Source organism: Pseudomonas sp. SIMBA_068, assembly GCF_046534705.1.
In the GTDB taxonomy this organism is placed as follows: domain Bacteria; phylum Pseudomonadota; class Gammaproteobacteria; order Pseudomonadales; family Pseudomonadaceae; genus Aquipseudomonas; species Aquipseudomonas putida.
On sequence record NZ_JAWRYI010000020.1, the window covers coordinates 1 to 15,578 of the forward strand.

General features: G+C 57.6%; 12 protein-coding genes, 1 tRNA gene and 1 pseudogene. All 14 read right to left on the reverse strand.

What is annotated here, in order from left to right; genetic code table 11:
- A partial coding sequence (locus SB756_RS27670) for a GTP-binding protein (protein WP_133295916.1) occupies positions 1-92 on the reverse strand: 92 nt, incomplete at its 3' end.
- A 27-nt stretch (positions 93-119) separates the two neighbouring features.
- On the reverse strand, positions 120-2,264 hold the full coding sequence (fusA, locus tag SB756_RS27675) for an elongation factor G (RefSeq protein ID WP_306380436.1): 2,145 nt from the start codon (positions 2,262-2,264) through the stop codon (positions 120-122).
- A 30-nt stretch (positions 2,265-2,294) separates the two neighbouring features.
- The gene (gene rpsG / locus SB756_RS27680) at positions 2,295-2,765 is read right to left on the reverse strand and encodes a 30S ribosomal protein S7 (RefSeq protein WP_008089143.1); all 471 of its coding nucleotides are present in this window, start codon (positions 2,763-2,765) and stop codon (positions 2,295-2,297) included.
- Positions 2,766-2,871: 106 nt separating this feature from the next.
- Positions 2,872-3,243 (reverse strand): 30S ribosomal protein S12, encoded by a 372-nt coding sequence (gene rpsL, locus SB756_RS27685; protein ID WP_003255492.1) that lies wholly within the window; start codon positions 3,241-3,243, stop codon positions 2,872-2,874.
- A gap of 211 nt (positions 3,244-3,454) precedes the next feature.
- Positions 3,455-7,654: a DNA-directed RNA polymerase subunit beta' gene (gene rpoC / locus SB756_RS27690; protein WP_016497743.1), complete on the reverse strand. Its 4,200-nt coding sequence runs from the start codon at positions 7,652-7,654 to the stop codon at positions 3,455-3,457.
- A gap of 64 nt (positions 7,655-7,718) precedes the next feature.
- Positions 7,719-11,792: a DNA-directed RNA polymerase subunit beta gene (gene rpoB / locus SB756_RS27695; RefSeq protein ID WP_016484650.1), complete on the reverse strand. Its 4,074-nt coding sequence runs from the start codon at positions 11,790-11,792 to the stop codon at positions 7,719-7,721.
- A gap of 220 nt (positions 11,793-12,012) precedes the next feature.
- Positions 12,013-12,378 carry a 50S ribosomal protein L7/L12 gene (rplL, locus tag SB756_RS27700; RefSeq protein WP_007957596.1) on the reverse strand — a complete coding sequence of 122 codons (366 nt, stop codon included), beginning with the start codon at positions 12,376-12,378 and terminating at the stop codon, positions 12,013-12,015.
- Positions 12,379-12,455: 77 nt separating this feature from the next.
- Positions 12,456-12,956 (reverse strand): 50S ribosomal protein L10, encoded by a 501-nt coding sequence (rplJ, locus tag SB756_RS27705; protein WP_016497742.1) that lies wholly within the window; start codon positions 12,954-12,956, stop codon positions 12,456-12,458.
- Between the two features lie 197 nt (positions 12,957-13,153).
- Positions 13,154-13,849 carry a 50S ribosomal protein L1 gene (gene rplA / locus SB756_RS27710; RefSeq protein ID WP_012270232.1) on the reverse strand — a complete coding sequence of 232 codons (696 nt, stop codon included), beginning with the start codon at positions 13,847-13,849 and terminating at the stop codon, positions 13,154-13,156.
- Positions 13,849-14,280, reverse strand: a complete 432-nt coding sequence (rplK, locus tag SB756_RS27715) for a 50S ribosomal protein L11 (protein WP_003255500.1) — start codon at positions 14,278-14,280, stop codon at positions 13,849-13,851. The genes rplA and rplK overlap by 1 nt, the downstream gene beginning before the upstream one ends.
- A 119-nt stretch (positions 14,281-14,399) precedes the next feature.
- On the reverse strand, positions 14,400-14,933 hold the full coding sequence (gene nusG, locus SB756_RS27720) for a transcription termination/antitermination protein NusG (RefSeq protein ID WP_003255501.1): 534 nt from the start codon (positions 14,931-14,933) through the stop codon (positions 14,400-14,402).
- 9 nt (positions 14,934-14,942) lie between these two features.
- Complete coding sequence (gene secE, locus SB756_RS27725) at positions 14,943-15,311, reverse strand: preprotein translocase subunit SecE (protein WP_016484648.1); 369 nt, start codon at positions 15,309-15,311, stop codon at positions 14,943-14,945.
- A gap of 44 nt (positions 15,312-15,355) precedes the next feature.
- Positions 15,356-15,431, reverse strand: a tRNA-Trp gene (locus SB756_RS27730).
- 54 nt (positions 15,432-15,485) lie between these two features.
- Positions 15,486-15,578: pseudogene (locus tag SB756_RS27735) on the reverse strand (elongation factor Tu); the annotation flags it as partial.

Below are 15,578 nucleotides of genomic sequence, written 5' to 3' on the forward strand. Positions count from 1 at the left end.
GCTGCGGTCAGAGTGGTCTTACCGTGGTCAACGTGGCCGATAGTGCCGACGTTAACGTGGGGAAGGGAACGATCAAATTTTTCTTTAGCCACGACAGTGAACCTCTTGCCTAAAGGGGATTAGCCTTGTTTTTTAACGAGTGCTTCGACGATGTTCGACGGAGCTTCGGCGTATTTGGAGAATTCCATGGAGTAGCTTGCGCGACCCTGAGACATGGAACGAACGTCGGTCGCGTAACCGAACATCTCTCCGAGCGGTACCTCAGCAGTGATTACCTTGCCGGACACCGAGTCTTCATTACCCTGGATCATCCCACGACGACGGCTCAGGTCACCCATCACGTCACCCAGGTAATCTTCCGGGGTTACAACTTCGACCTTCATGATCGGCTCAAGAACCACGCCACCACCCTTCTGGGCCAGTTGCTTGGTCGCCATCGAAGCGGCGATTTTGAACGCCATTTCGTTGGAGTCGACGTCGTGGTACGAACCATCGAATACAGTGGCCTTCAGGCCGAGCAGCGGATAACCGGCAACAACGCCGTTTTTCATCTGCTCTTCGATACCCTTCTGGATCGGGGCGATGAATTCCTTAGGAATCACACCACCAACGACTTCGTTGGTGAACACCAGACCTTCGGTGATGTTGCCCTTCTCGTCTACGTCCGGCTCCGAGAAACGGATCCAGCAGTGACCGAACTGACCACGACCGCCCGACTGACGAACGAACTTGCCTTCGATCTCGACGTTGGACTTGGTGATCTTCTCGCGGTACGAAACCTGCGGCTTGCCGATGTTGGCTTCGACGTTGAACTCGCGCTTCATGCGGTCAACGAGGATGTCCAGGTGCAGCTCACCCATGCCCGAGATGATGGTCTGGCCAGTCTCTTCGTCGGTCTTGACGCGGAACGACGGGTCTTCCTGGGCCAGCTTGCCCAGTGCAATACCCATCTTCTCCTGGTCAGCCTTGGTTTTCGGCTCTACGGAGAGCGAAATGACCGGCTCAGGGAAGTCCATACGCTCAAGGATGATTGGCTTGTCGGCGTTGCACAGGGTTTCGCCCGTGGTCACGTCCTTCATGCCGATCAGTGCAGCGATGTCGCCAGCGCGCACTTCCTTGATCTCTTCACGCTGGTTCGCGTGCATCTGCACCATACGACCAACGCGCTCTTTCTTGCCCTTGACCGAGTTGATGACGGAGTCACCGGAGGTCAGAACGCCCGAGTAGACGCGAACGAAGGTCAGAGTACCCACGAACGGGTCAGTCGCGATCTTGAACGCCAGAGCCGAGAACGGCTCGTTGTCGTCGGCGTGACGCACGTCTTTACGAACAGCCGGATCTTCTTTGTCCAGCTCCTTGTCGTCCGGGTTGATACCCTGGATTGCAGGGATCTCGGTCGGAGCAGGCAGGTAGTCGATGACGGCGTCGAGAACCAGGGGAACGCCTTTGTTCTTGAACGACGAACCGCAGACGGCCGGTACGATTTCGCTGGCCAGGGTGCGCGCGCGCAGACCGGCTTTGATCTCTTCGACGGTCAGCTCTTCGCCTTCCAGGTACTTGTTCATCAGCTCTTCGCTGGCCTCGGCAGCCGCTTCAACCATGTTGGAGCGCCACTCTTGAGCCAGCTCCAGCATATCGGCAGGAATTTCTTCCTCGCGATAAGTGGTGCCTTTGTCGTCTTCGTTCCAGTAGATAGCCTTCATCTTGATCAGGTCGACCTGACCCTGGAAGTTATCTTCCGAACCGATGGCCAGCTGAACAGGAACCGGGGTGTGACCCAGACGGTTCTTGATCTGACCTACGACGCGCAGGAAGTTAGCACCGGCACGGTCCATCTTGTTCACGTAGACAACACGTGGAACGCCGTACTTGTTGGCCTGACGCCATACGGTTTCGGACTGAGGCTCAACGCCGGAGGTACCGCAGAACACAACGACCGCGCCGTCGAGTACGCGCAGCGAACGCTCTACTTCAATGGTGAAGTCAACGTGGCCGGGGGTATCGATAACGTTTACACGGTAGTTGTCATACTGACCAACAGAACCTTTCCAGAAGGTGGTAACGGCAGCGGAGGTAATGGTGATACCCCGCTCCTGCTCCTGCACCATCCAGTCGGTGGTCGCGGCGCCATCATGCACCTCGCCCATCTTGTGGCTCAGGCCTGTGTAGAACAGGATCCGCTCGGTAGTGGTGGTCTTGCCCGCGTCAACGTGGGCACAGATACCAATGTTACGGTAGCGGTTAATTGCTGTAGTACGAGCCATAAAGCCCTCGCAAAATGATAGATGCCTGAATTAGAAGCGGTAGTGCGAGAACGCTTTGTTGGCTTCAGCCATACGGTGAACGTCTTCACGCTTCTTGACTGCAGCACCTTTGCCTTCAGCGGCATCCAGCAGCTCGCCAGCCAGGCGCAGAGCCATCGACTTCTCGCCACGCTTGCGGGCGTAGTCTACGAGCCAGCGCATTGCCAGAGCATTACGACGGGATGGACGAACTTCAACCGGAACCTGGTAAGTGGCACCGCCGACACGACGGGACTTTACTTCGACCAGCGGAGCGATGGCGTCGAGAGCTTTCTCGAAGATTTCCAGGGGGTCGCTGTTCTTGCGCTCTTTGACCTTGTCCAGTGCACCGTAAACGATGCGCTCGGCCACGGCCTTCTTGCCGCTTTCCATCACGTGGTTCATGAACTTGGCGAGGATTTGGGATCCGTATTTAGGATCGTCCAGAATCTCACGTTTTGCTGCTACACGACGTCTTGGCATGATAAGCCCTCAAACGGTCTTCAGGTTAGCCCGGGACGTGGGTCTACGACCCCTGCCCGACCTTACTCTTATCGACTCAAAAAAATGGATGTGTGCAAACGGCCGATTACTTCGGACGCTTGGTACCGTACTTCGAACGACCCTGGTTACGGCCTTTAACGCCCGAAGTATCCAGAGAGCCGCGAACGGTGTGGTAACGAACACCTGGCAAGTCTTTAACACGGCCGCCACGGATCAGGACGACGCTGTGCTCTTGCAGGTTGTGGCCTTCACCGCCGATGTACGAGGAAACCTCGAAACCGTTGGTCAGACGCACACGGCATACTTTACGCAGTGCCGAGTTAGGTTTTTTCGGCGTGGTGGTGTACACACGGGTGCACACGCCACGACGTTGCGGGCAGTTCTGCAGCGCAGGAACGTCGGATTTCTCGACCGAACGCTTACGCGGCTGACGTACCAGCTGGTTGATAGTTGCCATCTACTAGCTCCACTGATTGTCTTGCGACTCTATTGTCTTGCAAGAAAGCCAAAAATTGGCGAGACGGAGCCTCACCAAATTTAAGGGTACAAAAGTCTACGGAGGATCTTGCACCCAGTCAAGACAAGGCCCCGGCCCTCCTCGCCCGATCATCGGCAACAATTCATGTCACCGATGGCCGATCGAGGCTTGCCGGGGCCCTGCCCTGTACTTAGTTACCGCTGGAATTCAGCGCTTCGGTCAGTGCGGCTTCCACCTCACTGGCGCTTACACGCAGCGGTTTGTCGGCTTCACGGCGACGCTTGCGCTCGCTGTGGTAGGCCAGACCAGTACCCGCCGGGATCAGACGACCCACGACGACGTTCTCTTTCAGGCCGCGCAGGTAGTCGCGCTTGCCGGTTACCGCCGCTTCGGTCAGTACGCGGGTAGTTTCCTGGAAGGAAGCCGCGGAAATGAACGATTCGGTCGACAGCGAGGCCTTGGTGATACCCAGCAGCACGCGAGTGAACTTCGAGATGAACTTGTCTTCGCCAGCTAGACGCTCGTTCTCGACCAGTACGTGAGTCAGTTCCATCTGGTCGCCCTTGATGAAGCTGGAATCGCCCGACTCCGAGATCTCGACCTTGCGCAGCATCTGACGCAGGATGGTCTCGATGTGCTTGTCGTTGATCTTAACGCCTTGCAGACGGTAAACGTCCTGGATCTCGTTGACGATGTACTTCGCCAGCGCGCTCACACCCAGCAGGCGCAGGATGTCGTGCGGATCGCTCGGGCCGTCGGAGATAACTTCGCCGCGGTTTACCTGTTCGCCTTCGAAGACGTTCAGGTGGCGCCACTTCGGAATCAGCTCTTCGTACGGATCGCTACCGTCGGTCGGAGTGATGACCAGACGACGCTTGCCCTTGGTCTCTTTACCGAACGCGATGGTACCGCTGACTTCAGCCAGAATCGAGGCTTCTTTCGGACGACGCGCTTCGAACAAGTCAGCTACGCGTGGCAGACCACCGGTGATGTCACGGGTCTTCGACGTTTCTTGCGGGATACGCGCGATAACGTCACCAACACCGATCTGCGCACCGTCAGCAACACCCACCAAGGCGTTGGCTGGCAGGAAGTACTGCGCCGGTACGTCGGTACCTGGCAGGTACAGGTCCTTGCCATTGGCGTCGACCATCTTGATTGCCGGACGGATTTCCTTGCCTGCGGCAGGGCGATCCTTGACGTCCAGTACTTCAATGTTGGTCAGGCCGGTCAGTTCGTCGGTCTGGCGCTTGATGGTGATGTTTTCTTCCATGCCCACGAAGGTCACGGTACCTTTCAGCTCGGTAACGATCGGGTGGGTGTGCGGGTCCCACTTGGCGACGATGGCGCCAGCTTCGACCTTCTCACCTTCCTTGACCGAAATCACCGCACCGTAAGGCAGCTTGTAACGCTCACGCTCACGACCGAATTCGTCGGCAATGGCCAACTCACCGGAACGCGAAACAGCAACCAGGTTGCCATCAGCGCGCACGACATGCTTCAGGTTGTGCAGACGTACCATACCGCCGTTCTTCACCTGGACGCTGTCGGCAGCCGAAGTACGGCTTGCAGCACCACCGATGTGGAACGTACGCATGGTCAGCTGGGTACCCGGCTCACCGATCGACTGTGCAGCGATAACGCCGACAGCTTCACCGATGTTCACCTGGTGACCACGCGCCAGGTCACGACCGTAGCACTTGGCACAGATACCGAAGCGGGTTTCACAGTTGATCGGCGAACGCACGATAACTTCGTCGATGCTGTTCAGCTCGATGAACTCGACCCACTGCTCGTCTACCAGGGTACCGGCCGGAACGATGACGTCCTCGGTGCCTGGCTTGAATACGTCACGGGCGATGACACGGCCCAGTACACGCTCACCCAACGGCTCTACAACGTCACCGCCTTCAATGTGCGGAGTCATCAGCAGGCCTTGGTCGGTACCGCAGTCGATCTCGGTCACAACCAGGTCTTGCGCAACGTCTACCAGACGACGGGTCAGGTAACCGGAGTTCGCAGTCTTCAAGGCGGTATCCGCCAGACCTTTACGAGCACCGTGGGTCGAGATGAAGTACTGAAGTACGCTCAGACCTTCACGGAAGTTCGCGGTGATCGGCGTCTCGATGATCGAGCCGTCCGGCTTGGCCATCAGGCCACGCATACCGGCCAGCTGACGGATCTGGGCAGCGGAACCCCGCGCACCGGAGTCAGCCATCATGTACATCGAGTTGAAGGACTCTTGCTCGACTTCTTTGCCTTCGCGGTCGATGACTTTCTCTTTCGAGAGGTTGGCCATCATCGCCTTGGACACTTCGTCGTTCGCCTTCGACCACAAGTCGATGACCTTGTTGTACTTCTCGCCCTGGGTTACCAGGCCGGAGGCGTACTGGCTCTCGATTTCCTTCACTTCATCGGTAGCGCTGTTGATGATGCGCGCTTTCTCATCCGGGATGACAAAGTCGTTCACACCAATGGACACGCCAGAGATGGTGGAGTAAGCGAAACCGGTGTACATCAGCTGGTCGGCGAAGATAACGGTCTCTTTCAGACCAACCACGCGGTAGCACTGGTTGATCAGCTTGGAGATCGCCTTTTTCTTCATTGGCTGGTTGACGACATCGTACGGCAGGCCTGCTGGCACAACCTGGAACAGCAGCGCACGGCCGACGGTGGTGTCGACGATACGGGTGTTCTTGGTCGAGCTGCCATCACGGTCATTCACGGTCTCGTTGATACGGACCTTGATTTTCGCGTGCAGGGCAGCTTCGCCGGCGCGGAATACGCGGTCGACTTCCTGCAGGTCGGCGAATACGCGACCCTCGCCCTTGGCGTTGATGGCTTCACGGGTCATGTAGTACAGACCCAGTACAACGTCCTGCGACGGAACGATGATTGGCTCACCGTTGGCTGGCGACAGAATGTTGTTGGTCGACATCATCAGCGCGCGCGCTTCGAGCTGAGCTTCCAGGGTCAGCGGCACGTGAACGGCCATCTGGTCACCGTCGAAGTCGGCGTTGTACGCGGCACAGACCAGCGGGTGAAGCTGGATGGCCTTACCTTCGATGAGCACAGGCTCGAACGCCTGGATACCCAGACGGTGAAGGGTCGGTGCACGGTTGAGCAGTACGGGGTGTTCGCGAATCACTTCAGCGAGAACGTCCCACACCTCTGGCAGCTCGCGCTCGACCATCTTCTTGGCAGCTTTGATGGTGGTCGCCAGACCACGCATTTCCAGCTTGCCGAAAATGAACGGCTTGAACAGCTCGAGGGCCATCTTCTTCGGCAGACCGCACTGGTGCAGACGCAGGGTCGGGCCTACGGTAATTACCGAACGACCGGAGTAGTCAACACGCTTACCGAGCAAGTTCTGACGGAAGCGACCTTGCTTACCTTTGATCATGTCGGCCAGGGACTTCAGCGGACGCTTGTTCGAGCCAGTGATGGCGCGACCGCGACGGCCGTTGTCCAGCAGGGCGTCGACCGCTTCCTGCAGCATGCGCTTTTCGTTGCGCACGATGATGTCCGGCGCGGACAGATCAAGCAGGCGCTTCAGACGGTTGTTACGGTTGATCACCCGACGATACAGGTCGTTCAGGTCGGAGGTCGCGAAGCGGCCGCCATCCAGCGGTACCAGCGGACGCAGGTCCGGCGGCAGTACTGGCAGTACGGTCAGGACCATCCACTCAGGCAAGTTGCCCGAGCCCTGGAAAGCTTCCATCAGCTTCAGGCGCTTGGACAGCTTCTTGATTTTGGTTTCCGAGTTGGTCTGCGGAATCTCTTCACGCAGGCGACCGATCTCGTGCTCCAGGTCGATAGCGTGCAGCAGCTCGCGGACAGCCTCGGCACCCATGCGGGCGTCGAAGTCGTCACCGAACTCTTCCAGCGCTTCGAAGTACTGCTCGTCGTTCAGCAGCTGACCCTTTTCAAGGGTGGTCATGCCCGGGTCGATAACGACGTAGCTCTCGAAGTAGAGAACCCGCTCGATATCACGCAGGGTCATGTCCATCAGCAGGCCGATACGGGACGGCAGCGACTTCAGGAACCAGATGTGGGCAACCGGCGAGGCCAGTTCGATGTGCGCCATGCGCTCACGACGAACCTTGGCCAGGGCAACTTCAACGCCGCACTTCTCGCAGATTACGCCGCGGTGCTTGAGGCGCTTGTACTTGCCGCACAGGCACTCGTAGTCCTTGACTGGGCCAAAGATCTTGGCGCAGAACAGGCCGTCACGCTCAGGTTTGAACGTACGGTAGTTGATGGTTTCCGGCTTCTTAACTTCACCGAACGACCACGAACGGATCATCTCAGGTGACGCCAGCCCGATACGGATGGCGTCGAACTCTTCGACTTGACCCTGGTTTTTCAGCAAATTCAGTAGGTCTTTCAAGGCCTTTCCTCCTGGCGGAGCAGGGAGCGGGCAATACCTGCCCCACTCCCCTTCGCGTCACGTGTTATTCGGTTTCCAGATCGATATCGATACCGAGCGAACGGATCTCTTTGATCAACACGTTGAAGGACTCGGGCATGCCCGGCTCCATACGGTGATCGCCATCCACGATGTTCTTGTACATCTTGGTACGGCCGTTCACGTCGTCCGACTTCACTGTGAGCATTTCTTGCAGGGTGTATGCCGCGCCGTATGCTTCCAGCGCCCACACTTCCATCTCCCCGAAACGCTGACCACCGAACTGCGCCTTACCACCCAGCGGCTGCTGGGTAACCAGGCTGTAGGAACCAGTGGAACGCGCGTGCATCTTGTCGTCCACCAAGTGGTTCAGCTTGAGCATGTACATGTAACCAACGGTCACTGGACGCTCGAACTTGTTGCCGGTACGGCCATCGAACAGCACCATCTGGCCGCTCTCTGGCAGATCGGCCAGCTTCAGCATGGCCTTGATCTCGCTTTCCTTGGCACCATCGAAGACCGGGGTAGCCATTGGCACGCCTTTCTTCAGGTTGTGGGCCAGGGCCAGGATCTCTTCGTCGGTGAACTCGGCGAGGTTTTCCTGACGACCACCGATCTCGTTGTAGACCTCGGTCAGGAATACGCGCAGCTCAGCGGCTTTGCGTTGCTCTTCGATCATGCGGTCGATCTTCTCGCCCAGGCCCTTGGCCGCGAGGCCCAGGTGGGTTTCCAGGATCTGACCAACGTTCATACGCGAAGGCACGCCCAGCGGGTTCAGTACGACGTCGACCGGAGTACCGTTGGCATCATGCGGCATGTCTTCAACCGGCATGATTACCGAGACAACACCCTTGTTACCGTGACGACCAGCCATCTTGTCACCCGGCTGGATGCGACGGCGGATTGCCAGGTAGACCTTGACGATCTTCAGTACGCCAGGTGCCAGGTCATCGCCCTGCTGCAGCTTGCGCTTCTTGTCTTCGAACTTGTCATCCAGCAGACGGCGACGGTCGACGATGTACTGCTGAGCCTTTTCCAGCTGCTCATTCAGTGCATCTTCAGCCATGCGCAGTTTGAACCACTGGCCGTGCTCCAGACCGTCCAGCACTTCGTCGGTGACCACGGTGCCTTTCTTCAGGCCCGCACCACCGTCGACCACTTGGCCGTTCAGAGCAGAACGCAGACGCTCGAAGGTTGCGCCTTCGACGATGCGGAACTCTTCGTTGAGGTCCTTGCGGATCTCGTCCAGCTGCATCTTCTCGATGGCCAGGGCGCGGCTGTCGCGCTCGACGCCATCACGGGTGAAGACCTGGACGTCAATGACGGTACCCTTGGTGCCGGTTGGCACGCGCAGGGAGGTGTCTTTAACGTCACTGGCCTTCTCACCGAAGATTGCACGCAGCAGTTTTTCTTCCGGGGTCAGCTGGGTTTCGCCTTTTGGCGTGACCTTGCCAACCAGGATGTCGCCAGCGCCGACTTCAGCACCCACGTAAACGATACCGGCTTCGTCCAGTTTGTTCAGTGCAGCTTCACCCACGTTCGGGATGTCCGCAGTGATTTCCTCTGGGCCAAGCTTGGTGTCACGCGCCACACAGGTCAGTTCCTGAATGTGGATGGTGGTGAAGCGATCTTCCTGAACCACACGCTCGGACAGGCAGATGGAGTCTTCGAAGTTGAAGCCGTTCCATGCCATGAACGCGATGCGCATGTTCTGACCCAGCGCCAGTTCACCCATGTCGGTGGACGGGCCGTCGGCCATGATGTCGCTACGCTGAACCTTGTCACCCTTGCTCACCAGCGGACGCTGGTTGATGCAGGTGTTCTGGTTCGAACGGGTGTACTTGGTCAGGTTGTAGATATCTACACCTGCTTCGCCGGTTTCCACTTCGTCGTCGTTAACGCGAACAACGATACGGCTGGCGTCGACCGAGTCGATCACGCCACCACGGCGAGCAACCACGCAGACACCGGAGTCACGGGCAACGTTGCGCTCCATGCCGGTACCTACCAGCGGCTTGTCGGCACGCAGGGTCGGTACAGCCTGACGCTGCATGTTCGAACCCATCAACGCACGGTTGGCGTCGTCGTGCTCGAGGAACGGAATCAGCGACGCAGCAACAGAAACAACCTGCTTCGGCGAAACGTCCATCAGGGTGACGTCTTCCGGCGCCTTGACGGTGAATTCGTTCAGGTGACGAACAGCTACCAGCTCATCGATCAGTTGCTTCTTGTCGTTCATCGCGGCCGAAGCCTGGGCGATGACGTGGTCCGCTTCTTCGATTGCCGAAAGGAACACGATGTCGTCGCTGACAACGCCTTCCTTCACCACGCGGTACGGGCTTTCCAGGAAGCCGTACTGGTTGGTGCGGGCATAGGCTGCCAGGGAGTTGATCAGACCGATGTTCGGACCTTCAGGGGTCTCGATCGGGCACACACGGCCGTAGTGGGTCGGGTGTACGTCACGGACTTCGAAGCCAGCACGCTCACGGGTCAGACCGCCCGGGCCGAGTGCAGAGACGCGGCGCTTGTGGGTGATCTCGGAGAGCGGGTTGTTCTGGTCCATGAACTGGGACAGCTGGCTGGAACCGAAGAACTCTTTCACCGCCGCCGCAACCGGCTTGGCGTTGATCAGGTCTTGCGGCATCAAGCCTTCGCTTTCCGCCATCGACAGACGTTCCTTGACCGCGCGCTCTACACGCACCAGGCCAACGCGGAACTGGTTTTCGGCCATCTCGCCGACGCAACGAACGCGACGGTTACCCAGGTGGTCGATGTCGTCGACGATGCCTTTGCCGTTACGGATATCGACCAGGGTCTTGAGGACCTCGACGATGTCTTCCTTGCTCAGCACGCCCGAACCTTCGATCTCGGTACGACCGATACGACGGTTGAACTTCATGCGGCCAACTGCGGACAGGTCGTAACGCTCGGCGCTGAAGAACAGGTTGTTGAACAGGGTCTCGGCAGCATCCTTGGTCGGCGGCTCGCCTGGACGCATCATGCGATAGATCTCGACCAGAGCTTCCAGCTGGTTGCTGGTGGTGTCGATCTTCAGGGTGTCGGAGATGAACGGACCGCAATCGATGTCGTTGGTGTACAGGGTCTCGATACGGACGACCTGTGCCTTGGCGACTTTGATCAGCAGATCAGTGGTGAGCTCGGTATTGCACTCGGCCAGGATCTCGCCAGTAGCCGGGTGCACGATGGCCTTGGCAGTGGTGCGACCCAGGACGTATTCCATTGGAACGTCCAGCTGCTTGACGCCGGCCTTCTCGAGCTGATTGATGTGGCGCGCAGTAATACGGCGGCCCTGCTCAACGATGACTTTGCCGGTTTCGTCATGGATGTCCATGACTGCAACTTCACCACGCAGACGCTGCGGTACCAGTTCCAGGCTGAGTTTCTCGCCGGAAATGTGGAACACGTTGGTGGTGTAGAAGGTGTTGAGCACTTCTTCAGTGCTGTAACCCAGGGCGCGCAGCAGCACCGACGCCGGCAGTTTGCGGCGACGGTCGATACGCACGAACACGCAGTCTTTCGGGTCGAACTCGAAGTCCAGCCACGAACCGCGGTAAGGGATGATGCGAGCGGAGTACAGCAGCTTGCCGGAGCTGTGAGTCTTGCCACGGTCGTGGTCGAAGAACACACCAGGCGAACGGTGCAGCTGGGAAACGATCACACGCTCGGTACCGTTGATAACGAAGGTACCGTTCTCAGTCATCAGGGGGATTTCACCCATGTAGACTTCTTGCTCTTTGATGTCCTTGATCGCTTTGTTCGACGATTCCTTGTCGAAGATGATCAGGCGCACCTTGACCCGCAGTGGGACCGCGAAGGTCACGCCACGCAGGACACATTCCTTAACATCGAAGGCAGGCTCGCCCAGGCGATAGCCTACGTACTCCAGGGCAGCATTGCCGGAGTAGCTGATGATCGGGAATACCGATTTGAAGGCCGCGTGCAGGCCGACGTCGCGGAACTGATCCTTGGATGCTCCCGCTTGCAGGAATTCGCGATACGAATCCAGCTGGATGGCCAGGAGGTAAGGCACATCCATGACGTCCGGCAACTTGCTAAAGTCCTTGCGGATACGTTTTTTCTCAGTGTATGAGTAAGCCATCAGCGTTCCCCAGCTTGGTCACCTGCTTGTTTGGCTTCTCCCGGCGGGAGCAGCCAGAAAATCGTGCAAACCCCTTGGTTTGCGCCACCCACGTGGGTGTCTTGCAGCTTGTTATCGGGGCCGGCTTGACCGACCGCCAATAACGGAAAAAGGCCGGTGGCATAAGCCACCAGCCATCAGCCTTGTGCTCAACGCTCAGGCTGGCATCGCAAAGTCGAAATTACTTCAGCTCGACTTTAGCGCCTGCTTCTTCCAGCTTCTTCTTAGCGTCTTCAGCGGCTTCTTTCGAAACGCCTTCAGCTACAACCTGAGGAGCGCCATCGACTTTCTCTTTGGCTTCTTTCAGGCCCAGACCGGTCAGCTCGCGAACGGCTTTAATCACGTTCACTTTCTTCTCGCCGGCTTCAACCAGAACAACGTTGAACTCGGTCTGCTCTTCAACAACAGCGGCAGCAGCAGCTGGGCCAGCAGCGGCAACAGCAGCGGTCACGCCGAAGGTTTCTTCCATTGCTTTGATCAGCTCAACAACTTCCAGAACGGTTTTCTGGCCGATTGCTTCGATGATTTGCTCGTTAGTCAGGGACATGACTTAAATCCTGTATTGGGGTGAAGGCCTACGCAGCCATCAAATTAAACAAATGATTTTGAAAGAGTTCGCGTGCCTTAGGCAGCGGTAGCTTCTTTCTGGTCGCGAATGGCTGCCAGAGTACGAGCCAGCTTGCTGGTGGCGCCTTGAATAACGCTCATCAGTCGTGCAATAGCTTCGTCGCGGGTCGGCAGGGTAGCCAACACGTCGATCTGGTTCGCTGCAATGAAATTGCCGTCAAACGCAGCTGCCTTGATCTCGAACTTGTCCTGACCCTTGGCGAACTCTTTGAACAGACGAGCAGCAGCGCCCGGGTGTTCGTTGGAGAAAGCAATCAGGGTCGGGCCTTTGAACGCGTCGCTGAGGATCGAAAATTCGGTGCCTTCAACAGCGCGCTTGAGCAGGGTGTTACGTACGACACGTACGTAAACGCCAGCCTCGCGGGCCTCTTTACGGAGTCCGGTCATTGCGCCTACAGTCACACCACGGGCATCAGCCACAACAGCGGACAGAGCGACTTTGGCAGCCTCGTTGACTTCAGCGACGATGGCCTTCTTGTCTTCGAGTTTAATTGCCACGGGTTTACTCCTGGTTTTTACCGTTTCATCTGGCCGAAGCCGGATGTCGTTTTGGTGTCTGATTCGGTAACGAATCGGGAGCACCATCTGCGTGGGCTGGTGTTTTAAGGCTTGCGCCACCTACGGTCTTGGATAGCCCCCGCCAGGCAGGGACCCCAATTTTTGCTGGCGGCGCGACGAGTCGCACCGCCATGTTCTTACACGTTCAGCGAGCTCTGATCGATGACCAGACCTGGGCCCATGGTGGTGCTCAGGGTAACGCGCTTGACGTAGATACCTTTCGAGGAAGCAGGCTTGATACGCTTCAGATCAGCGATCAGGGCTTCAACGTTTTCCTTCAGCTTGCCAGCTTCAAAGCCGACCTTGCCAACGGAGGTGTGGATGATACCGTTTTTGTCGGTACGGTAGCGAACCTGACCAGCCTTGGCGTTTTTCACGGCAGTGGCTACGTCTGGGCTAACGGTACCAACTTTTGGGTTAGGCATCAGGCCGCGAGGACCCAGAACCTGACCCAGCTGACCTACAACGCGCATGGCATCAGGCGATGCGATGACTACGTCATAGTTCAGGTCGCCGGCTTTCATTTCGGCAGCCAGATCGTCCATACCTACGCGGTCAGCGCCGGCAGCCAGAGCGGCTTCAGCAGCTGGACCCTGGGTGAAGACGGCAACGCGAACGGTCTTGCCAGTGCCGTGTGGCAGCACAGTAGCGCTACGAACGACCTGGTCGGATTTACGCGGGTCAACACCGAGGTTAACGGCGATGTCGTAGGACTCGACGAACTTGGCAGCAGGCAGCGAGGCCAGCAGAGTTGCCGCTTCTTCGAAGTTGTAGGACTTGCCTGCTTCGATTTTCTCGGCGATTGCCTTTTGGCGTTTGGTCAGCTTAGCCATTACACACCCTCCACGTTCAGGCCCATGCTGCGGGCAGAGCCAGCGATGGTGCGTACAGCAGCGTCCAGGTCAGCAGCGGTCAGATCAGCCTGTTTTGCCTTGGCGATGTCTTCCAGCTGAGCGCGGGTAACGGTACCGACTTTAACGGTGTTCGGACGAGCCGAACCACTGGTCAGGCCAGCAGCTTTCTTCAGCAGAACCGAGGCAGGGGTGCTCTTGGTCTCGAAGGTGAAGCTACGGTCGCTGTAGACAGTGATGATCACAGGAGTCGGCAGGCCGGCTTCTTGACCCTGAGTACGGGCGTTGAAGGCCTTGCAGAATTCCATGATGTTCACACCGTGTTGGCCCAGTGCTGGACCAACGGGTGGGCTTGGGTTGGCCTGGCCGGCCTTAACTTGCAGCTTGATGTAAGCCTGAATCTTCTTAGCCATGAGCTACTCCAAAATCGGGTACGAACGCCTGATGGCTCCCCGGATGACTTGCGTTTTATCCCAGTGACGACAAAACCCCGCAACACACAGGGCTGCGGGGTTTGGGATGCTTCGTCCGCCTAGACCTTTTCGACCTGGCTGAACTCGAGCTCCACCGGAGTAGAGCGACCGAAAATGAGCACCGCCACCTGGAGGCGACTCTTTTCGTAGTTAACTTCTTCGACACTACCATTGAAGTCAGCGAACGGACCGTCAATGACACGAACCACTTCACCCGGCTCGAACAGCGTCTTGGGCTTCGGCTTGTCGCTGCCGTCGGCAACGCGACGCAGGATAGCTTCAGCTTCTTTGTCGGTGATCGGTGCAGGCTTATCTGCGGTACCGCCAATAAAGCCCATCACGCGAGGGGTATCCTTGACCAAGTGCCAAGTCCCTTCGTTCATCTCCATCTGGACCAGTACATAGCCAGGGAAGAATTTACGCTCACTCTTGCGCTTCTGGCCGTTGCGCATTTCAACGACTTCTTCGGTCGGAACCAAGATCTCGCCGAAACCGTCTTCCATGCCAGCCAGCTTGACGCGCTCGATCAGGGAGCGCATTACATGCTTCTCGTAACCCGAGTAAGCATGCACAACATACCAACGCTTAGCCACGGGACACCTTTAGCCAACGATCAGGGAGACCGCCCAGCCGAGCAGGGAATCAAGACCCCACAGCAGCAGTGCCATAACCAGCACGACAGCCACGACAATCAGCGTGGTCTGGGTGGTTTCCTGGCGGGTCGGCCACACGACTTTACGGATTTCGGTACGAGCTTCCTTCGCCAGCGCAAAGAACGACTTGCCCTTCGCAGTCTGCAGAGCTACAAAGCCCGCGACAGCAGCCAGGACGAGAAGTGCAAGGACGCGATACAGGATCGGAGACGCGGAGTAATATTGATTACCCACAACAGCTACAACCACCAAAGCAACTACAGCCAGCCACTTGAATAGATCAAAACGCGATTCTTGGGCTTCAGTTTTGGGAGTCATCGAGGAGGATCCTGTAAGAAGAAAGCCATCACACCGAAGTGAAATGGCAGGTCAGGAGGGAATCGAACCCCCAACCTACGGTTTTGGAGACCGTCGCTCTGCCAATTGAGCTACTGACCTGTAACGCTGTATCAGGCCGGCCATTATACCGGCCTGATCAAGTAAATCAACTACTTATTCAATAATTTTTGCTACGACGCCGGCGCCGACGGTACGACCGCCTTCACGGATAGCGAAGCGCAGACCGTCTTCCATTGCGATGGTCTT

Bases quoted from the DNA above. Each gene is read 5' to 3' on its own strand.
- fusA (WP_306380436.1), bottom strand. From the start codon at position 2,264: ATGGCTCGTACTACAGCAATTAACCGCTACCGTAACATTGGTATCTGT.
- rpsG (WP_008089143.1), bottom strand. From the start codon at position 2,765: ATGCCAAGACGTCGTGTAGCAGCAAAACGTGAGATTCTGGACGATCCT.
- rpsL (WP_003255492.1), bottom strand. From the start codon at position 3,243: ATGGCAACTATCAACCAGCTGGTACGTCAGCCGCGTAAGCGTTCGGTC.
- rpoB (WP_016484650.1), bottom strand. From the start codon at position 11,792: ATGGCTTACTCATACACTGAGAAAAAACGTATCCGCAAGGACTTTAGC.
- rplL (WP_007957596.1), bottom strand. From the start codon at position 12,378: ATGTCCCTGACTAACGAGCAAATCATCGAAGCAATCGGCCAGAAAACC.
- rplA (WP_012270232.1), bottom strand. From the start codon at position 13,849: ATGGCTAAGCTGACCAAACGCCAAAAGGCAATCGCCGAGAAAATCGAA.
- rplK (WP_003255500.1), bottom strand. From the start codon at position 14,280: ATGGCTAAGAAGATTCAGGCTTACATCAAGCTGCAAGTTAAGGCCGGC.
- secE (WP_016484648.1), bottom strand. From the start codon at position 15,311: ATGACTCCCAAAACTGAAGCCCAAGAATCGCGTTTTGATCTATTCAAG.